Source organism: Selenomonas sp. oral taxon 137 str. F0430 (assembly GCF_000183625.1).
Taxonomy (GTDB): domain Bacteria; phylum Bacillota; class Negativicutes; order Selenomonadales; family Selenomonadaceae; genus Centipeda; species Centipeda artemidis.
The window spans coordinates 204,784-224,908 of sequence record NZ_AENV01000008.1; the positions used below are offsets into that span (position 1 = coordinate 204,784).

At 54.3% G+C, this 20,125-nt stretch carries 19 protein-coding genes and 2 pseudogenes; 7 read left to right on the forward strand and 14 right to left on the reverse strand.

Annotated elements, in window-relative coordinates; genetic code table 11:
- Nucleotides 1-24 precede the first annotated feature (24 nt).
- The 9 genes and pseudogenes from mraY to dapB all read right to left on the reverse strand — a co-directional run bounded on the left by mraY (nt 25) and on the right by dapB (nt 7,809).
- Nucleotides 25-894: a phospho-N-acetylmuramoyl-pentapeptide-transferase gene (gene mraY, locus HMPREF9162_RS06250; RefSeq protein ID WP_254655372.1), complete on the reverse strand. Its 870-nt coding sequence runs from the start codon at nt 892-894 to the stop codon at nt 25-27.
- Nucleotides 819-1,013 carry a hypothetical protein gene (locus HMPREF9162_RS12760; RefSeq protein ID WP_254655365.1) on the reverse strand — a complete coding sequence of 65 codons (195 nt, stop codon included), beginning with the start codon at nt 1,011-1,013 and terminating at the stop codon, nt 819-821. Before HMPREF9162_RS12760 ends, mraY begins: the two co-directional genes overlap by 76 nt.
- Nucleotides 1,013-2,417: pseudogene (gene murF / locus HMPREF9162_RS06255) on the reverse strand (UDP-N-acetylmuramoyl-tripeptide--D-alanyl-D-alanine ligase). The gene HMPREF9162_RS12760 and the pseudogene murF overlap by 1 nt, the downstream one beginning before the upstream one ends.
- Complete coding sequence (locus HMPREF9162_RS06260; protein ID WP_009438765.1) at nt 2,417-3,904, reverse strand: UDP-N-acetylmuramoyl-L-alanyl-D-glutamate--2,6-diaminopimelate ligase; 1,488 nt, start codon at nt 3,902-3,904, stop codon at nt 2,417-2,419. Before HMPREF9162_RS06260 ends, murF begins: the two are co-directional and overlap by 1 nt.
- A 3-nt stretch (nt 3,905-3,907) precedes the next feature.
- Nucleotides 3,908-4,282 carry a cell division protein FtsL gene (locus HMPREF9162_RS06265; RefSeq protein ID WP_009438673.1) on the reverse strand — a complete coding sequence of 125 codons (375 nt, stop codon included), beginning with the start codon at nt 4,280-4,282 and terminating at the stop codon, nt 3,908-3,910.
- A gap of 46 nt (nt 4,283-4,328) precedes the next feature.
- A complete protein-coding gene (gene rsmH, locus HMPREF9162_RS06270) occupies nt 4,329-5,261 on the reverse strand; it encodes a 16S rRNA (cytosine(1402)-N(4))-methyltransferase RsmH (protein ID WP_009438911.1) in 933 nt (310 codons plus the stop codon).
- Between the two features lie 12 nt (nt 5,262-5,273).
- Nucleotides 5,274-5,717 carry a division/cell wall cluster transcriptional repressor MraZ gene (mraZ, locus tag HMPREF9162_RS06275; protein WP_009350750.1) on the reverse strand — a complete coding sequence of 148 codons (444 nt, stop codon included), beginning with the start codon at nt 5,715-5,717 and terminating at the stop codon, nt 5,274-5,276.
- A gap of 259 nt (nt 5,718-5,976) precedes the next feature.
- Nucleotides 5,977-7,008: an aspartate-semialdehyde dehydrogenase gene (locus tag HMPREF9162_RS06280; protein ID WP_009438872.1), complete on the reverse strand. Its 1,032-nt coding sequence runs from the start codon at nt 7,006-7,008 to the stop codon at nt 5,977-5,979.
- A gap of 12 nt (nt 7,009-7,020) precedes the next feature.
- The gene (gene dapB, locus HMPREF9162_RS06285) at nt 7,021-7,809 is read right to left on the reverse strand and encodes a 4-hydroxy-tetrahydrodipicolinate reductase (protein ID WP_009438813.1); all 789 of its coding nucleotides are present in this window, start codon (nt 7,807-7,809) and stop codon (nt 7,021-7,023) included.
- Between the two features lie 233 nt (nt 7,810-8,042).
- Here dapB and uraA point away from each other — a divergent pair, with 233 nt between their 5' ends.
- From uraA to HMPREF9162_RS06320, 7 genes are all read left to right on the forward strand, one after another.
- The gene (gene uraA / locus HMPREF9162_RS06290) at nt 8,043-9,302 is read left to right on the forward strand and encodes a uracil permease (protein ID WP_009438898.1); all 1,260 of its coding nucleotides are present in this window, start codon (nt 8,043-8,045) and stop codon (nt 9,300-9,302) included.
- Complete coding sequence (locus HMPREF9162_RS06295) at nt 9,299-10,192, forward strand: RluA family pseudouridine synthase (protein ID WP_009438878.1); 894 nt, start codon at nt 9,299-9,301, stop codon at nt 10,190-10,192. The genes uraA and HMPREF9162_RS06295 overlap by 4 nt, the downstream gene beginning before the upstream one ends.
- Before the next feature lie 185 nt (nt 10,193-10,377).
- A complete protein-coding gene (locus HMPREF9162_RS06300) occupies nt 10,378-11,334 on the forward strand; it encodes a metal ABC transporter solute-binding protein, Zn/Mn family (RefSeq protein ID WP_037350380.1) in 957 nt (318 codons plus the stop codon).
- A 56-nt stretch (nt 11,335-11,390) separates the two neighbouring features.
- Nucleotides 11,391-12,113: a metal ABC transporter ATP-binding protein gene (locus tag HMPREF9162_RS06305; protein WP_009438798.1), complete on the forward strand. Its 723-nt coding sequence runs from the start codon at nt 11,391-11,393 to the stop codon at nt 12,111-12,113.
- A 3-nt stretch (nt 12,114-12,116) separates the two neighbouring features.
- The gene (locus HMPREF9162_RS06310) at nt 12,117-12,992 is read left to right on the forward strand and encodes a metal ABC transporter permease (protein ID WP_009350741.1); all 876 of its coding nucleotides are present in this window, start codon (nt 12,117-12,119) and stop codon (nt 12,990-12,992) included.
- On the forward strand, nt 12,985-14,085 hold the full coding sequence (locus HMPREF9162_RS06315) for a metal ABC transporter permease (protein ID WP_009438640.1): 1,101 nt from the start codon (nt 12,985-12,987) through the stop codon (nt 14,083-14,085). Before HMPREF9162_RS06310 ends, HMPREF9162_RS06315 begins: the two co-directional genes overlap by 8 nt.
- Before the next feature lie 16 nt (nt 14,086-14,101).
- Nucleotides 14,102-14,803: a metal-dependent transcriptional regulator gene (locus HMPREF9162_RS06320; RefSeq protein WP_254655366.1), complete on the forward strand. Its 702-nt coding sequence runs from the start codon at nt 14,102-14,104 to the stop codon at nt 14,801-14,803.
- A 214-nt stretch (nt 14,804-15,017) separates the two neighbouring features.
- On the opposite strand, the gene HMPREF9162_RS06325 is transcribed toward HMPREF9162_RS06320, so the two are convergent.
- The 5 genes and pseudogenes from HMPREF9162_RS06325 to HMPREF9162_RS06340 all read right to left on the reverse strand — a co-directional run bounded on the left by HMPREF9162_RS06325 (nt 15,018) and on the right by HMPREF9162_RS06340 (nt 20,007).
- Nucleotides 15,018-15,467, reverse strand: coding sequence for a hypothetical protein (locus tag HMPREF9162_RS06325; protein WP_037350320.1), 450 nt, complete (start codon nt 15,465-15,467; stop codon nt 15,018-15,020).
- Nucleotides 15,468-16,160: 693 nt separating this feature from the next.
- Nucleotides 16,161-16,592 carry a hypothetical protein gene (locus HMPREF9162_RS06330; RefSeq protein ID WP_037350323.1) on the reverse strand — a complete coding sequence of 144 codons (432 nt, stop codon included), beginning with the start codon at nt 16,590-16,592 and terminating at the stop codon, nt 16,161-16,163.
- A gap of 116 nt (nt 16,593-16,708) precedes the next feature.
- Nucleotides 16,709-17,140 (reverse strand): hypothetical protein, encoded by a 432-nt coding sequence (locus HMPREF9162_RS06335; protein ID WP_037350325.1) that lies wholly within the window; start codon nt 17,138-17,140, stop codon nt 16,709-16,711.
- Nucleotides 17,141-18,052: 912 nt separating this feature from the next.
- Nucleotides 18,053-18,226 carry a hypothetical protein gene (locus HMPREF9162_RS12765; RefSeq protein WP_254655367.1) on the reverse strand — a complete coding sequence of 58 codons (174 nt, stop codon included), beginning with the start codon at nt 18,224-18,226 and terminating at the stop codon, nt 18,053-18,055.
- Nucleotides 18,227-18,767: 541 nt separating this feature from the next.
- Nucleotides 18,768-20,007: pseudogene (locus HMPREF9162_RS06340) on the reverse strand (IS256 family transposase).
- Nucleotides 20,008-20,125: the final 118 nt, after the last annotated feature.

A 20,125-nucleotide genomic window follows, 5' to 3' on the forward strand; every position in this document is an offset into this window, starting at 1 on the left:
TGTCCCCCTTAACTCCGTTAGTTTTTATAAGAGCGGCGCCGCAAGTCCCCACGCGAGGAGCGCCGCCGCCGCGCCGACCGCCCAAAACGTATAGACGACGCGCGTTTCGCTCCACCCGCCAAGCTCAAAATGATGATGAATCGGGCTCATGCGGAAAATACGCTTGCCACGTGTTTGAAATGATACGACCTGCAGGATCACCGACAGCGCCTCGCAGAAGAAAACGAATCCCACAACGGGCAGCAGCAGTTCCGTCCGCGAGAGAATCGCGACTGCCGCGAGCGCCCCGCCGAGCGCGAGCGATCCTGTATCTCCCATAAAGATGCGCGCCGGATGATGATTATACCACAAAAAGCCGATACATGCACCAATTATTGCAGTTGAAAACACCGTAAGTCCGCCGTCTGTGCCATAGGTCAGCGCCGCGTAAAACAACGCCGCGACGGCGACCGTCCCCGCCGCGAGTCCGTCGAGCCCGTCCGTCAGATTAACGGCATTGGACGTACCGACGAGCACAAACACAATAAGGACGTAATAGAGCGCTCCGATGTCCACGAACGTCCCGACCACCGGAATCCACAGGCTCGTATCGTGCCCGAGCACGGTGCGCGCGATCGCGATGGTCACGCCCGCAATGAGAATCTGCCCGGCGAGTTTTTGATAAGCGCGCAGACCAAGGTTGCGCTTTTTGACGACCTTAATATAATCATCCGCAAAGCCAAGCGCGAAATGCCCGAGGAAGATGAACAACGCGAGCAGCGTCGTCGCCGTCAGCGGCGCAAAGAGAAGCGCCGCAAGCGTCACGCCGAGGACGATCATCACGCCGCCCATGGTCGGCGTCCCGCTCTTTTTTGATGACTCGCGGGACCTTCCTCGCGGATGCTCTGCCCGTATTTCAGCCGGTGCAGAAACGGCAGAAAGAAGAAGCCGCTGAGAATCACAAAAAAGAACGCTGTGAGCGTGGCCAGCAGGAGTGCCATTGCCGGCGGGAGGAAGTCAAAAATCTGCGCCATCAGTGTTTCGCTCCTTCCCCCGCGGCGAGCTCCATGATATGCTCCATCCGCATGCCGCGCGATCCCTTAAAGAGCACGGTATCGCCGTCCGCGAGCATCCCGCGCAGCAGATTTGCCGCCTCCTCGTGCGTCGCGGCATGACGGCAAAGGCAGCCTGCCGCCGCGGCGGCTTCGTAAATGCGCCGCGCCTCGTCCCCATAGGTAATAACGACGGCAAAGCCCTCTGCCGCCGCCGTGCGCCCAACGCTCCGATGCCCCTCTGCGGATGCAGCGCCGAGTTCGAGCATATCGCCGAGCACGGCGATCCTGCGCCCCGGATAGAGCCGCGCCGTTGTCTCCAGCGCGGCGCGCATCGAGGCAGGACTTGCATTGTAGGCGTCGTTAATGAACGTCCACGCGCCGATGTGATGCACCTCATAGCGCATCTTCGGCGGCGCGAGACGGGAAAGTCCCGCCTGCATCTCCTGCGGGGAAAGGCCGAGCGCAAAGCCCGCCGCAAGCGCCGCGAGTGTTGTAGACATTGTGCCGTCCAAGGAGCGGCACGGCATAGTCATGCCGCTCACCGCCGTACGTCACCATGAACCGTGTCTCATTACACGCGGAACGGAGCGCCTGTGCGCGGATATCCGCTTTCGCACGGATGCCGTACGTCAGAATGCGCACACCGTCCGCTGCCTGTGCGCGCATCGCCGCAACGCGCGCATCGTCCGCATTCAGGATCACTATGCCGCCGGGCGCGATCGCCTCCACGAGCTCCGATTTTGCCCGTGCGATATTCTCGATCGACCCGAGGAGCTCCATATGCGTCTCGCCGACGTTCGTCACGATACCGACCGTCGGCGCGGCGATGGCGGCGAGTGCCGCGATCTGACCGCGCCCGCGCATTCCCATCTCGACAACGGCGGCGGTATCCTCCCCCGTCATGCCGAGGAGCGTCAGCGGCAGGCCGATTTCGTTGTTGTAATTCGCCGCCGTACGGCACACCGCGCCGCGCCCGGAGAGCGCCGCCGCCGTCAGCTCCTTCGTCGTCGTCTTGCCGTTCGACCCCGTGACGGCAACAACGGGGATATCGAACTTCATGCGCCACGCATGGGCGATCTGCTGATATGCGGCGAGTGTATCAGTTACGCCGATCACCGCCCCCGGCGTCCGGTCGAGCTCCTTGCGATGCGCGTCCGAAACGGGCTCCGGGAGCATCACGGCAACAGCCCCCGCGCGGAGTGCGCCGGCGGCAAAATCCGCGCCGTCGAACTTCTCCCCGCGCAGCGCGACAAAGAGATCGCCCGCCTGCACCTTGCGTGTGTCCGTCGTGATGCCGGCAAACGCGTCGTTTCCTCTCATTTTCCCAAGCAGAAGCCGACCGCCCGTCGCCGCGCGGATCTCATCCCATGTCATGAAAGCCACTAGCGTACACTCCTTATCGCTTCCGCCGCAGTCTCGCGGTCGTCAAAATGAATCGTCCCCTCTTTGAGAATCTGATAGGTCTCGTGTCCCTTGCCAAGGATCACGACGCTGTCGCCCGGGCGCGCCGCGCGTACCGCGTCAAAGATGGCGGTGCGCCGATCGACGAGTTTTTCGTACGGTTTCCCGCCGAGCACGGGCAGCGCGCCCGACTCCACCTCGTCAAGGATCGCCGCGGGATCTTCCGTGCGCGGATTATCGGACGTGATGTAGACGAGATCTGCCATCTCCGCGCCGATCCGTCCCATGATGGGGCGCTTTGTCCGGTCGCGGTCGCCGCCGCAGCCAAAGACGACGATGATGCGCCCCCGCGTCACGGCGCGCGCCGTCCGCAGGACGTTCTCCATCCCGTCCGGCGTGTGTGCATAGTCTACGATGACGGAGAAATCCTGCCCCGCGCGCACGAGCTCGAACCGCCCCGGTACGCCCGTAAATCCCTCGAGCGCCGCGCGTATCACATCGTATCCGATGCCCTCCGCACGTGCCGCCCCCGCTGCCGCGAGCACGTTGTAGACGTTGAATTCGCCCGTGATATGGAGCGTGAGCGCACATTCCTCATCTCCGTGCACGAGCCGCATCGTCATGCCGTCCTGCGCGAGCCGGATGTCCCGCGCCGTCAGCGCCGCCTGCTGCGTCACGCCGTAGGAGAGCACGGGACAGGTCGTATGCGCGCGCATGACTGGCCCCGCCGCATCGTCCGCGTTGATGACGGCGGTCTTGCCCGCCTTTACACCGGGTGCGGAAACAAGCTCAAAAAGCCGCGCCTTTGCGCGCGCATAGTTTTCCATCGTTTTATGATAGTCGAGATGATCCTGCGTCAGGTTCGTAAAGACGGCGGTATCGAACTCGATGCCCGCCACACGCCCCTGATCGAGCGCATGAGAGGAAACCTCCATCACGACCGTATCCATGCCGCGCGCCCGCATCTCCGCGAGCATCTGCTGCATGACGACCACGTCGGGCGTCGTGTTCGCCGTGGGGAACACCTCGTCCTCCATCATTACCCGGATCGTCCCAACGAGCCCCACGCGCCGCCCCGCAGCGCGCAGAATCGCACGCACGAGATAGCTCGTCGTCGTCTTCCCGTTCGTTCCCGTGATGCCGACAACGCGCATCGACCGTGCCGGATAGTCGTAGAAATACGGCACAATGATATCAAGCGCCGCGTTCAGATCCGGCACCCGGAGCACAGAGATGCCCGCGGGAACATCGACGTTTTCCCGCTGCGTCAAAACAGCGCGAGCTCCCGCCCGCGCCGTATTTGGTATGAAGGTATGCGCATCCACATGCGCGCCGCTGATGCATACAAAGAGCGCGCCCGGTTCTATTCTGCGCGAGTCACGCTCCACCGACAAAATCTCAACTGCAGGGTCGCCCGTGATCCGCGCGCCCGGAACGAGCGCAGCGAGTTCACTGAGTCGCTTCATCATCAATCATTCCCCTTCATGCGAAAAATACATTTTTTGCGGAATCTGCATGTTCAGCTCCTGCACTGCGATCGCCTCGATGCGTGCGGGGGATTTGAGCTGTGCAATCTCGATTTTCAGCCGCTCGTTCTCCTGCTCGAGCTGCTCCGCCTTTTGCTGCGTCTCAAGGAGCGTGTAACCGTTCTTCGCCCCGATGCCGCCGAGCAGTGTCACGACCATCGCCCCGAGTGCGATGAGAAAGAAGATGGCGCGCAGACAATTCCGCAGGTTCGTATTCAGTTTACGGCGCAAAAGCGGTTCGCGCGGCACCTCAATCTGAGGTTCGGGCACCGGCTCTGTCGGTATGTCGTATACATAAGGATCGTATTTGTGTGCCGGCATCTGCGTCACCTTCTTTCCGGTCAAACTTTAATTCAAAAAATAATTGCTATAACTTCTCCGCGACGCGCAGCTTTGCACTCTTCGCCCGCGCATTCACCGCGCACTCCGCGAGGCTTGCCGTCTGCGCCTTGCCGATGAGCCGCAGTTCCGGCGTATGTCCGCAGATACAGGCAGGCGTATGCGGAGGGCAGATACAACCGCGTGCGAGCTGCTGCATCGTGCGCTTTACAATGCGATCCTCGAGCGAGTGGAACGTGATCACCGCGAGCCGCCCGCCCGGTTTCAGCGCGTGCACAGCAGCCGTCACCGCATCCGATAGAATCGTCAGTTCCTCGTTGACCTCGATGCGGATCGCCTGAAAGACGCGCTTGGCGGGATGCCCGCCCTTTGCGCGCACCTTCTTCGGCACGGCACGGTCGATGATCTCGACAAGTTCGCCTGTCGTCTCGATGGGACGTTCTTTGCGCGCTGCCTCGATGAACGCGGCGATGCGCTTTGCCCAGCGCTCCTCACCGTAGGTGTAAAAGATCTCCGTGAGACGCGCCGCGCTGTACTCGTTGACAACCGTGTGTGCCGAGCGCACCGCCCGCCGATCCATGCGCATGTCGAGCGGCGCATCCTGCATGTAGGAGAAGCCGCGCGCCGCCGTATCGATCTGCGGCGAGGAGACGCCGAGATCGAAGAGAATGCCGTCGACTGCCGAAACGCCCTCCGCCGTGAGGATCGCCGTCAGATTGCGAAAATTATCGTGCACGAGCGACACCCGGCACGCAGCGGATGCGAGCCGCACCTGCGCCGCCGCGATCGCCGTTTCGTCCTGATCGATACCGATGAGGCGCCCTGCGGGCGAGAGCTGTGCCGCGATGCGCCCCGCATGTCCCGCACCGCCGAGCGTGCAGTCCACATAGGTGCCTTCCGGCACGACGGCGAGCGCCGCGACCGTCTCGGCGGGGAGAACGCTCACATGATGAAACTCCACGATGCCGTTCCCCTAAATCGAAATGCCGTAGCTCGAGAGCTGCTTTGAGATCTCCGTGATGTTCGGATCCACCTCGCCCGCGTAGCTGAGCCACTTCTCCTTGTCCCACACCTCGATGCGCGCATCGGCACCCGTGAGGATCACGTCCTGCTTCAGCCCGATGTTCGCATAGGTGCGCAGATTCGCGGGAACGAGGAACCGCCCCTGCTTATCGCATTCAAGCGTGCGTGCGCCGGCAATAAAGAAGCGCGCGAATGCACGTGCGTTCGGATCGGCGATCGAGAGCGTGCGCAGCTTTGCCGCGAACTCGTCCCACGCCGCCTGCGGGAACAGGAAGAGACTGCCGTCGAGACCCTTTGTGATGATGAATGAAACCCCGAGTTCCTGCCGAAAGTCGGCAGGCAGAATGACGCGGCCCTTTGCATCAATGCTGTGGGCGTATTCCCCCATGAACATCCGAGCCGCACCACCTTTCAGGATTCTTCTACCACATTATGGCACTTTCCACCACAATTCACCACTTTCCTTACAGTTATAGCAAAAATAAAGGAGTTTTTCAAGAAAACAGATATTCTTTTTTCTCGTATACAATTTATAAAAAATCCTCAAAAAGCGCATGATAAAAGGCGTGGAGCGCAATTTAACATCCCGCGCCTTTGCATAAAAAAACCGCCGCATTTTTGTTCCAACGCGACGGCTGCGAAAATATCGTTATTTAGATTTGATCATGTGCAATCATATACTCTGCGATTTGGAGCGCATTCAGCGCCGCCCCCTTGCGGATCTGATCGCCGCAGATCCAGAAATTCAGCGCGTTGTCCGCAGACTCGTCGACGCGCAGCCGCCCGACCTCAACATCGTTCCTGCCGGAGGTGTAAAGCGGCATGGGATACTCCTGCGCGCTCGGATCATCATGCAGGACAACGCCCGGAAATGCCGCAAGCGCACTGCGCGCCGCATCGATTGAGATGGGCTCTTTGAATTCAACATTGACGGATTCGGCATGACTGCGATAGACCGGGACACGCACCGTTGTTGCCGTGATGCGCAGCGTATCATCCTCCATGATCTTCTTCGTCTCATCGATCATCTTCATCTCTTCTTTGGTATAGAGATTATCCTTAAAAACATCGATCTGCGGGATGAGATTAAATGCGATTGGATAGTGCTTTGGCAGCTTGCCGACGGGCAGGATATTTGCAACGGCTTCCTTCCCCTCAGCGAGCGCGGCGACCTGTTCCTTGAGCTCCGCCATCCCCTCTTTGCCCGCGCCCGAGACTGCCTGATAGGTGGAAACGACGATGCGGCGGATCTTGGCGAGGTCGTAAAGAGGCTTCAGCCCCATTACCATAATGATGGTCGAGCAGTTCGGATTTGCGATGATGCCCTTGTGGCGTGCGATTGCCTGCGGGTTGACCTCGGGAACGACAAGCGGCACCTCAGGATCCATCCGGAATGTGCTCGAATTGTCGATGACGACTGCGCCCGCCTTTACCGCATGCGGTGCGAACTCTGCGCTCGCCGCCCCGCCTGCAAAGAGGGCGATGTCAATCCCTGCAAAGGACTCTGCCGCTGCCTCCTGTACTGTATACTCCTCGCCCATAAAGGCGATTTTCTTGCCTGCCGAGCGGCTGGATGCGAGGAGGCACAGCTCCGAAAATGGAAATTTGCGCTCTTCGATGAGATTCAGAAACTCCTGACCGACGGCGCCTGTCGCGCCGAGAATTGCCACGCGATATTTCTTCATGACCATATCCCCTTACAGCAATTTATCAAGTCCAACGGTAAGCGACTTGAGTCCGCGCACCTTCTTTGCCGCGAGCACAACCCCCGGCATGAACGATTCGCGATTCAGAGAATCGTGGCGGATCGAAAGCGTCTGCCCGAGACCGCCAAAGATGACCTCTTGATGCGCCACATAGCCCGGCAGACGAACACTGTGAATCCGCATCCCCTCGTATGCCGCACCGCGCGCGCCTGCAATCTTTTCTTCCTCATCCGGATGTCCCTGCACATGGGGGGCGCGCACCTCGGCGATCATGGCAGCCGTCTGCACCGCCGTCCCCGACGGCGCATCGAGTTTGTTGTCATGGTGGAGCTCTATGATCTCCACATCGGGCATATATTTTGCCGCCATACGGCTCATCAGCATCATCAGCACGGCGCCGATCGCAAAATTCGGTGCGATAAACGCAGGCGTATCATTCGCCTCTGCCGCCGCCTTAATCTCCGCCTTTTGGGCATCTGACAGCCCCGTGGTTCCGACCACAGGCGAGACCTTATGCGAGAGCGCTGTGAGGACGTTCCCATAGACGACGTCCGGACGTGTAAAGTCGATCATGACCTCAGGTTTCAGGCGCTTCAGCGCCGCCGCCAGATTGGTCTCCACAAGTACTCCGTTTTTCCCCGTGCCCGCCAGTTCTCCTGTATCCGCGCCGCCGCTGATGTCAACCGCACCGACGAGCTCAAGATCGGTGTCATCAATAACCGCTTTCAGTACTGCGCATCCCATGCGGCCGCATGCGCCGCTGACCAAAACTTTTGTCAAGGAAATTCCTCCTCAGTTCTCAATGTTTGCAGCATTCATTATACAAGCGCCGCCCCCGCGCGTCAAGGAAAAGGAGCTTGGATACATGCCCGCTTGCCTGAAAATCGGGGGGATCCCCCCTTCCATAATATTATAAAATAAATTCGACAAGCGACGGGTTCTGTGTTAAATTATTTGGTTGGAAACATATATGATACTCGTCCTATGCTTCATCGAAAACGGAGGATTCCCACATGTCACAAAAAGCCATCGATACGACGGAGCGCCCGCCGCTCCTCCAAACGATCCCACTGTCCCTGCAGCATCTGTTCGCGATGTTCGGCTCGACGGTGCTCGTCCCGATTCTCTTTCACGTGAACCCGGCAACGGTACTGCTCTTCAACGGCATCGGCACGCTCTTCTATCTGATTCTCTGCAAAGGGAAAATCCCCGCGTATCTCGGTTCGAGCTTCGCGTTCCTCTCGCCGGTCTTTCTCGTGCTCTCGGAATACAGCTACGAAGCCGCGCTCGGCGGCTTCATCGTCGTCGGCGCCGTGTTCTGTCTTGTGAGCCTCCTCGTGCATACGGCGGGAACAAGCTGGATCGACGTCATCTTCCCGCCCGCGTCGATGGGCGCGATCGTCGCGGTCATCGGGCTGGAGCTGATGCCCACGGCGGCGGGCATGGCGGGACTCACGGGGGACAAGACCGACCCGACCGTCATCTTTGTCTCCATCGCCACGCTTGCCATTACCATCTTCGCATCCATCGCGTTCCGCGGCTTTCTCTCCATCATCCCCATCCTGATCGGCGTCGTACTCGGCTATGTGATCGCCTTCGCCGCGGGGATCGTCGATCTTTCGAATGTCGAAAGCGCGCCGTGGTTCGCCATCCCGACGCTCTACACACCGGAATTTGATCTGCGCGCCATCCTCATCATCCTGCCCGCCTCCATCGTCGTCGTCGTGGAGCACATCGGTCACCTCATCGTCACGGGCAATATCGTCGGGCACAATCTCACAAAAGACCCCGGGCTTGACCGTTCGCTCCTCGGCAACGGCATCTCGACCGTGTTCTCCGGGTTCTTCGGCTCGACGCCGAACACAACGTACGGGGAAAACATCGGCGTCCTCGCCATCACGAAAGTCTACTCCACATGGGTCATCGGCGGCGCCGCTGTCTTTGCCATCCTGCTCTCGTGTCTCGGCAAACTCGCCGCGCTCATCCAGAGCATCCCGACGCCCGTCATGGGCGGCGTCTCGATGCTGCTCTTCGGCGTCATCGCCGCCTCGGGCATCCGCATTCTCGTCGAGGCAAAGGTGGACTACAACAATCCGATGAACCTCCTCCTCACCTCCATCGTCATGGGCGTCGGCGTCTCGACGGCAAGCCTGACGATCGGCACCGTCACCCTGCGCGGCATGTCGCTCGCAACGGTCATCGCCATCATCCTCTCCGTCTCCTTCCGCATCATCTTCGCACTGCGCCGATCGCGGCAAATCTCAGGCGAATGACGGAGATTCACATCTCCCTGCCGCCCGGTGAAGAGATGCCTGCAAAAGCATATCTCACGAAAAAATGCGGCGTCTCCGGCGGTCTCTGGAAGCGCATCAAGCACAGCGGCACATTCTCGCACAACGGCGTCCCCGCCATCGCGGCGCGCACCGCCGTCCGGGACGGGGATATGCTTTCCTATGCGCTTCCTATCGTTTCTAGCGTTGTCCCCGAAGACCTCCCACTCGCGATTGCATACGAGGACGACGATCTGCTCATCATCGATAAGCCAGCCGGAATGCTCGTTCATCCGACGACGCAGGAAACACGCGGCACGATCGCAAACGCCGTGCGCGGACTCTATGCGTCGCGCGGCGACACGCTTGATTTTCACCCGTGTCACCGGCTCGACCGCAATACGACGGGACTGCTCCTCATCGCAAAATGTCCCGAAGTGCAGTATTACTTTACGAAGCATCGGGACGCCGTGCGGCGCGAATACCTCGCGCTCATCGAGGGGCGATTAACGCCTGCGTCGGACATCATCGACGCGCCCATTGCGCGCGCCCTGCCGAGCATCATCCTGCGCCGCGTCGCCCCCGAGGGGAAGCCCGCGCGGACGCATTATGAGACCGTCGCGTCGGACGGCAGGTACAGTCTCCTGCGGTTGACCCTTGAGACCGGGCGCACGCATCAGATTCGCGTGCATCTCGCGCATCTCGGACACCCCCTGCTCGGCGACGACCTCTACGGCGGCAACACGGACGAGATCGCACGTCACGCCCTCCACGCCGCATGGCTCTCCCTGCGCCTGCCGCACACGGGGGAATTGCTCACCGTCGCATCTCCCCTGCCGAAGGATATAGCACGGATTGCAGGGACACGCTCTCCCGTTTCATCATCTAAATGACACTGCATACTCAAATTGGGGCAGGACATGATTCTTTTCACGTCCTGCCCCAATTTTATGTATGTCGGCTTGCTTCTCTCCCGTATTTTTCTATTGTAAAAAATATTTTTCATAAATATGAATTTCTTATTTACAAATCAAAAAAATATCGCTATAATCTGAAAAAAGAAAGGACGGTGCAGCCCATGCAGCACAAAAAAAGTTTTGTTTATGTACTTCTCGCATGTTGTTTTCTCCTCGCGTCCCTTGTGAGCGGATGCGGCGGAACTTCTGCGGATAAAAGCGCCGGAGATAAGCCGGCGGATGCAAAGAAAACGGTGACCGTCACGACCTCGTTCCTTGAGGATATGACGAAGCAGCTCGCAGGCGACTATGTGAACATCGAACTCATCATCCCTGCGGGCGAGGATCCGCATCTCTATGTGGCGCAGCCTGCCGACCTCGAGAAGATCAAAAAAGCGGATCTCCTCCTCTATCACGGTCTGCACTTCGAGGGCAAGATGGCGGAAGTGCTCGAAAAGAAGGGCGCCGCCGTGACAAAGAATTTCACGGACAGCGAAATCAACTACATGGAGGAGGACGGCAAGCGCATTGTCGACCCCCATTTCTGGTTCGACGTCGCACTCTATAAAAAGGCGACGGAAGAAGCCGCCGCACAGCTTGAAAAGCTCCTCCCCGATCATAAGGCGGACATCGAGGCAAATCTCAAGAAGTACCTTGGTCAGCTCGATGCGCTCGACAATGAGATCAAGGAAAAGATTGCGACCATCCCGGAGGGACAGCGCAATCTCGTCACGCCGCATGACGCGTTCAATTATTTCTCGCATCGCTACCACATGAACGTCGTTGCCCCGCAGGGCGTCAGCACCGATTCCGAGGTTGCGAACGCGGACGTTGAAAAGACGGCGAACTTCATCGTCGAGCACAAGGTCAAGGCGGTGTTCGCAGAGAGCACGACGAATCCGGAGCGCATGAAGAAACTGCAGGAGGTCTGCAAAACGAAGGGCTTTGACGTTGAGATCGTGGGCGGCGAAGGCAACGAACTTTTCTCCGATTCACTCGCACCCGCCGGACAGAAGGGCGACACTTACATCGATATGTATAAGAGCAATGTCGATCTGATCGTCAGCCATCTGAAGTAAGAATTTTTGCCGGAGGCGGGAAAGATCCCGCCTCTTTTTGTTCAAGGAGGAACGCGATGGATAAAAATAAAAGTGTCGTCCATGTGGAAGATCTTACGATGGCGTATCGTGAGACGCCCGTACTTTGGGACATCGATCTTGATATTCCGGGAGAGGTACGCTGTGCAATCGTGGGGCCCAACGGCGCAGGCAAGTCCACGCTGCTCAGCGGCATTCTAGGGCTCCTCGCTCCGGTTTCAGGCGAGGTGCGTCTATGGGGGCATCCTCTTGATGAGGTACGCAAGCGCATCGCCTATGTTCCCCAACGAGGCTCGGTACACTGGGACTTCCCGACAACGGTCTTTGATGTCGTGCTGATGGGACGTTACGCGCATATCGGTCTGATGCGGCGCCCCGGAAAACTGGACAAAGAGCTTGCCCTCGACGCCCTGGAAAAGATGAAGATGGTTGATTACGCCGGCCGCCAAATCTCGGAGCTCTCCGGAGGGCAGAAACAGCGCGTCTTTATCGCGCGCGCCCTCGCGCAGGATGCAGATCTCTACATCATGGACGAGCCGCTTGCAGGCGTCGACGAGACGACGGAACGCATCATCATGGACAAATTTTTGGATCTGCAGCGCGCGCACAAAACCGTTATCGCCGTACACCATGACCTCGGCACGCTCGACAGCTATTTCGACTTTCTCATCGTCCTCAACCGCACGGTCAAGGCATGTGACTATATGGCGCATCTTGATAAGGATGACGCCCTCGCCCGCGCCTATCGGATGAAGGAGTAAACGATGGACATTCTATTCAATTACACCTTTCAAATCATCGCACTCGGCAGCGTTGTTCTCGCCGTTACCGCCGGTTCTGTCGGTGCGTTCAGTGTCTACAAGGGTCAAAGTCTCATCGGCGATGCCATCGGACACTCAACATTTCCCGGCATCATTCTCGCCTATATGGTCTTTGCCACACGCAGTCCCGTCGTCCTCCTCTGCGGGGCGATCGCAGCGGGCGCGGCGAGCTATGCGCTGATCCAGCTTGCCCATGAGGATAAGCGTCTCGGTCTTGATGCGAACCTTGCGATCTTTCTCTCCGGTTTCTTTGGTCTCGGCATGGCGCTCAAGAGCTTCATTCAGGGCAATCCGGACTATGCGGGCGCATCACAGGCAGGGCTCGGCACCTATATCTTTGGACAGGCGGCATATATGCTCGAGGTCGATGTCATGCTCATTACCGGCGTATCGCTCCTCTGCCTCCTCATCCTCCTCGCATTCTATAAGGAATTAAAACTCTTTGTCTTTGATGCTGAATATGCGCGTGTCGCAGGACTTCCCTGCCGCCTGCTGAACGTCCTCCTGCTCGTCATGACAATCTCGGTCATCGGCATCGGCATCAAGGCGGTCGGTGCGATTCTCATCAGCTCTTTCCTCATCATTCCTTGTGTCGCCGCAAATCAATGGTCCAACAACTTCTTACATGTCCTCCTCATCAGCAGCGGTATCGGCGCAGCCTCCGCCTTTATCGGAACCTATATCAGTACGGCACAGCAGGGGATGTCCACAGGCCCATGCATCATTCTCGTCGCATGTCTCATCGCATTTTTTTCCATACTGCTCGGCTCCAAAGGCATCCTTGGCAGTCTGCTCAATCGGAGGGAAGATCATGGATGACGCATTGCTCGTACTGCTCCTTACCGCCGCCGCGTGTTCCGCGCTCGGCACGTTCCTCATCCTGCGCCGCCTGTCGATGATGTCGGATGCAATCAGTCACACCGTCCTGCTCGGCATCGTGCTCGCATTCTTTGTAACCTATGACCTCGGTTCTCCATGGCTCTTATTGGGCGCCGCCATTATGGGCGTTGTAACCGTCTCGCTCGTCGAGCTGCTCGGCAAGACGAACCTCGTCAAATACGACGATGCCATCGGCGTCGTCTTCCCGCTGCTCTTCGCCATCGCGGTCATTCTCATCAGTAAATTTGCGGGCAACGCTCATCTCGACACCGATATGGTGCTCATGGGCGAAGTCATTTACTCGGGGCTGAACACCGTACAGATCGGCGGCATTGAGGTTCCGAAAGCCGCGCTCAAAATGGGCGGGCTGCTCGTCGGCATCATCGCCTTTATTGCCGTATTCTACAAAGAAATGAAAGTCTCCACCTTTGACACGGAATATGCAAAACTCATCGGCGTCCCGACGGGCATTCTCTTTTACGCTTTCATGTCCCTTACGTCGCTCACAACGGTCGCCGCATTCGACGCGGTCGGCTCGATCCTCGTCATCTCATTTTTCATCGCGCCTGCGGCGACGGCACTTCTTTTCACAAAAAATTTAACACAGACTTTGATTATTTCTGTGATTTTTAGTATGATAAACAGTATCATAGGCTATGAAATCGCCGTACATACGAACGCCTCTATTGCGGGTCTGTGTGCGGTCGTCAACACGCTCGTCTATATGCTCGCTCTGCTCGTCAATCCGAAGGGATTTATCACGACATACATCCGCCGCGCACGGAACAGGAAATTGCTCCGCGAAGAACTGTTCATCCTCCATATCGGCAAGCATACGGCGGAGGATCTGCACAGTCCCGAGAACCACGCCGCCCAGATCGGAAATCACCTCAAATGGGGAGCGGCGCGTGTCCGAGCGGTCACAAACGCACTGCTTTCAAAAGGGGAGCTGGAACGTGAGGGCGACTATTACCTCCTGACCGAGCGCGGCGCGGAGACTTACCGGATGCTGTGCAGCAGATATTATATTTAGGGGAATCAACATGGGTATGGAAATACAACCGCAGTGGGAAGAGTTCATCATTGCGATTTTTAAGATGAACCGGCGTCAAGGGAAGGCAACGAACAAGGAGCTGAGTCAATGGCTCTCTGTCTCACCCTCGCTCGTCACCGAACTCATCAAAAAGATGCAGACGGAGGGCATTCTCGCGCCCGGCAAGAATATCATTGCACTCACGGACGCGGGGGAAGCTGCGGCCAAGCGTATCATCTCAAAACACCGCTTGTGGGAATACTTTCTCACCGAAACACTGAACTTCAACTGGAAGGACGTCCACGCACAGGCAAGTGCCCTCCAGAGCGTCACGAGCGACGAGCTCTTTGAAAAGCTCAACGACTTCCTCCACCGCCCCGCAGCATGTCCGCACGGCGGTGCGATCTTCGCCAACCGAGCCGAGGAACTTGCAGGGCTCGTACCGCTCTCAGAGAGTACGCCCGGCATCACCTATACCATGCGGCGCATCCCGGACAATACGGCGCTCCTCGAATACGTCGAACACATTGGTCTCGCGCTGGGTCAAACGTTCACTGTCAAGGGCTTTGAGTCGTTCGACCATACGGCGATCATCGACCTCGCAGGCACAGAGGTGCGTGTCTCGCCGAAGGCATGCGTCGATATCTATCTTGAAGCGACGGTATCTGAAGAACAAAAAACCATCATAGTAAAAAATGACAACGCCGTAACGAAATAATGTTTTCACGGTTCCATTACAGTTATTTTCTTATATGATAAAGACAGGGCATCCGGCAGATGTGATTTTCTGACGGATGCCCTTTACTTCATTTTTTCGTTCACTCAAGCGAGATGTTTTTTAAGGCGCCATTTGATGCCGCCGGTGATCATGCAGGCAAAAGCAAAACAGGAAAACTTCTGTATGCCCCCTTTGACGAAATTTATCTCGACCTTTATTTATAAGTATTTTGGCATAGAAATGTCAGCGCAGCCAGACCGCCGCAGCATACGAGCCAGAACCCGGCTAAAGTCATTATCCAGTATTTCCATTGTTTGCAAGATATATTTTGCGGCGCGATCTGATGGGCACCGGTAAACATGCATCCGAAAGCCAGAAAGAACATAAAGAGCAGTACGCTAAAAACAGCCCAAAACTCCGCGTTCGGCGTTTTTACAGTGTTATGCACTACCTCAAAGGCAGGAAACCATAAAATTAATAGTAAGCAACCTAATGGCAGAAGGTAATTATGGTACTTCTTATAAACATAAAGACCGAAAAAAAGTACACATAATAATGCTAAAGAAATTACTATGAGCTGCAGCTCTGCATCTCCCCGTCTCGATACGGATCGACCAATAAATACGCCGATGACAGCGAGAAAAATACTGATATTTCTTTTCACAATTCCCTATTCTCCTCCGTTTAGATTATCGAAAGAGTTGTTCCAAAACCTCCTTAAGATCGATCTGAGTAACCCTATCAATAAAGTTTACTCTACACTCTATCTATGCGGCGGTTCCAGTAGGAACAACATAGCTGCTACACCTCCGCAGCATATAATCCAAAATCCGGCTAAGATCATCAACCAGTATTTCCATTTCTGACGAGATATACTTTGCGGCGCTATTTGGTGGCTTCCGGTGATCATACAAGCAACTGCCAAGCAAACAAGAAAGAATAGGCCACTGAATATCTCCCAAAATACAAATCGAGAAGACATTATATTGTCATGCAGCACTCCGAGAAGTGGCAGGCAAATAATTAGAAGTACACACCCTAAAGGAAATAATAGATTATGTGTTTTTTTATAAACATACAGACTAAAAGCTAGTATGAATAAGGATGCCAAAGACATCACTACGATTTCTATATCAGCATTTCCCTGCCTCGCCAAAGCTCGACCGGCAAATACGCCAATGACAGCCACAAGAATACTGATATTTTTCTTTATATTGCTTACCACTCTTCATTTGGTTTGCTGCAAAATATTATAACGAAAGATCATTCCGGAGAACCATTGGAAGTCTTTCCGTATAAACCGATTCATGAAGTTTATTGTTATCCCCACCGATCTATCCTCTTGCTGAGCAATACCTCATAGAAATATCAGCACCGCCAGACCGCCGCAGCATACGAGCCAGACCCCAGCTAAAGTCATTATCCAGTATTTCCATTGTTTGCGAGATATATTTTGCGGCGTCATCTGGTGAACGCCGGTAATCATACAGGCAAAAGCAAGACAGCCAAGGGAGGACACCCCGCTAAACACTCCCAAAAACATAAGGTTCGAGGAGTTTACACTATCCTGCAGCACATTGAGAAGTGGCACCCCGGAAAGCAACAGTACACATCCCAGGGGGAATAATAGATTATGTGTCTTCTTATAGATATAGGCAGCAAAAGCCAGTACAACCAAGGAAGACAAAGACAATATTACGACCTGCAGATCCGTATTGCCCCATCTCGCTAAGGCTCGACCGGCAATCAGCCCGCCGACAAGCAAAAGTATCCTATTTTCTTTCTTCATATTGTTGATCTCCCGCCGTTTGTTTTACCGAAAGAATCCCCACAGAATTTCCTTAAAATTATTTCTGTACGTCCCTTTGATGAAATTTTATCTCAGCCTTTATCATAAGTATTTTCTCATAGAAATGTCAGCGCAGCTAGACCACCACAGCATACGAGCCAGAACCCGGCTAAAGTCATCATCCAGTATTTCCATTGTTTATAAGAGATGATGTGCGGCGATATTTGGTGACTACCGGTAATCATACAAGCCAATCCGAGGAAGATAAAAAAGAACAACCCACTAATAACTCCCAAAAGTTTAATTTGAGAGGTGTTTATGTCATCCTCTAGGATATAGAGAAACGGCAGACTTGCAACCAACAGTATACACCCTAAAAGAAATATCCAATTATGATGTTTTTTATAGATGTAGATGCCGAAAAAGATTGCGACCAATGCCGATAAAGACGATACAACGATCTCTAACTCCGTATTTCCCTGTCTTGATAATGCGCGACCGGCCAATACGCCGCCAACTCCTACAAGAATGCTAATATCTTTCTTCATATTGTTTGCCACTCTTCATTTGGTAACGAAAATTGTGCTCGAAATCCTCTATACAGCTTTTCACATAAATTTGTTGTGACGGTTATTACAATTCTCTCCCTTACACCTATATTCTCATAGAAATGTCAGAGCTGATAGACCGCCACAGTATACTAACCAAGATCCGGATAATCCTATCAGCCAGTATTTCCATTGCCTGCGGGATATAATGTGTGGCGCTATTTGATGACCGCCGGTGATCATACAGCCGAAGGCTAAACAGAAAACAAAGAGTAATATACCGGAGATCTCCCAAAATATAACGTGAGAAGACGTTGCGTTACTCTCCAGTACCCCAAGGAAAGGGAAGCAAGTAACGAGTAAAATGCACCCCAGAAGGAAGAGCCAATTACGCGTTTTCTTGTAGATGCAGATACCAAAATAAAGAATGCCTAAGGCAGATAAAGACAACACTATGGTTCCTATATCTGCCCCTCCCCATCTTGCTAAGGCTCGGGCGATAAATATACCGCCGATAACTAAAAGGGTTCTATTTGTTATTTTCATGATAGCTTATCAACCTTCATTCGGCTTGCCAAAAGAAGCGCTCTCCCCTTAATCTTCTTTCTACATAAACATCTCGGATGAATTTTATCTCATTCTCTATCTATAATCCTCATAAAAATGCCAGCACAGCTAGACCGCCGCAACATACAATCCAAACCGCAGCCAGACCTACTAGATAGTGTTTCCATTGGTTACGGGATAAATTTTGTGGTGCCATTTGGTATCCGCCGGTGATCATGCATCCAAGAGCCAAACAACCAAGGAACAATATTCCACTAGATATTCCCCAGAACATAAGATTTGAGGAGTTTATACTATCTTTCAGAACCCCAAGAAGGGGCAGGCAAGCAATCAACAGTATGCATCCTAAAGGGAATAATCGATTATGGGTTTTCTTATAGACATACCCGCCGAAAAAAGTACACCCAAGGCAGCAAAAGATACAAATACAAGCTCTATACCCTCATCGCCCCATCTTGATAAAGCTCGACCGGCAAATATGCCAATGACAGCCACAAGAATACTGATATTTTTCTTCATATTGCTTACCACTCTTCATTTGGTTTGCTGCAAAATATTATAATGAAAGATCATTCCAGAGAACCATCGGAAGGCTTTCCATATAAACCTTGTCCATAAAGTTAATTGAGTATTTTCTCATAGAAATGTCAGCGCAGCCAGAGCGCCGCACGATAAGAGCCAGAACCCGGCCAAAGTCAGCATCCAATATTTCCATTGCCTACGGGATATAATGTGCGGCGATATTTGGTGACTGCCGGTAATCAGACAAGCCAATCCGAGGAAGGTAAAAAAGAGCACCCCACTAATAAATCCCCAAAGTTTAATTTGAGAGGTTCCTATGCTGTCCTGTAGAACATAGAGAAACAGCTGACTTACAACCAGCAGTATACACCCCAAAAGAAATATCCAATTATGATGTTTTTTATAGATGTAGATGCCGAAAAAGATTGCGACCAATGCCGATAAAGACGATACAACGATCTCTAACTCCGTATTTCCCTGTCTTGATAATGCGCGACCGGCTAATACACGGGTTTGTCAAGTAAAGTGTGTAAGTTTCTTATAGAGCGGAATATTTTCGGATCATCTGTCCGACCCGCTCATCAATACAGAGTTGATTCATCACAATCGCCCAGTTCTGAATGGAGTGTCCCTTCCATTTCTTGTACAGCTCCTTGATCCGTAAGTAAAGCACCTTGAACACAGCCGTCTCGCTTTGAAATGCCCCCTGCTTCGTTACTTTGCGAAAACTTGCATTGACACTCTCTATCGCATTTGTTGTGTACATGACACGACGGACATCACTGCCATATTGGTAAAGTTGTTCAACATGCCGGAAGTTGTCCTTCCATACGCGAATTGCGCCCGGATACTTGCTCCAAGTCTCACAGAATTTCTCAAATTCGCTCTGTGCAGCCCGAAGGCTAACTGCCCCATAGATCTTTTTAAGTTGTGCCGTAAATGCCTTGTAATCCTTGCTCGGAACGTATTTAAGAGAATTGCGTATCAGGTGAACAATGCACCGCTGTACCACCACGTTCTTAAAGATCGACTTTGCGCCGTCTTCCAGGCCGCTCACTCCGTCCATTGATATGAAGCCGATGTCCTGTACGCCGCGTGCTTTGATCTCGTCAAATACCTGCATCCAGTGATGTTTGCTTTCCGTATCTCCCATCCATAGCCCTAGAACGTCTTTCTTGCCTTTTAGGTCATATCCGAGGATCACATATACCGCTTGATCAGATACGCCTTTGTCACCGCGCATTGAAACATAGATACAGTCAACGAAGACAAACGGATAAAATGCCTTGAGCGGTCGATTTTGCCATTCATGCAGCTCGTCAAGCACACTGTCTGTAATATGCGAGATTTGCTCAGCACTGAGCATAAAGCCATAGATGTCATCGATGGTGGAGGAGATGTCTCGCTGACTCATTCCTCTGGCATACATCGCGAGGACTTTTCCTTCAATGGACGAAACGTCCGTCTGTCTTTTGGGAACGATTTTGCGGTGTAAAAGAGCCGTCACGGTCTCTTGGGACGCTGATGGGAACCTCGCCTGCCGAGGTTTTGAGGACTTTGGGGGTATATCCGTTGCGGCGATTTGCTGTATCCCTTTCGCTGCGCTCGTTGCTCATGTAACCGAGATGGTTTTCCATCTCGCCGTTGAGCATGGCTTCAAACATGGGACCGAAGATTTCTTTGAGGGCGTTTTGCATGTCTTCTACACTCTTGGGCTGATACTCTTCGATAATTGCCTTAGCGAGCGTTGCACCGCGCCGTGGGAGCCTCTTTGACATAAGGGTTCCTCCTTAGTTTTTGACTTCCCCTCACCGGGAGTGTTCCTAAGCTGTCTTCCTACTTACACAGTTTATTATACACTCCCTAATACACCGCCAACTCCTACAAGAAGGCTAA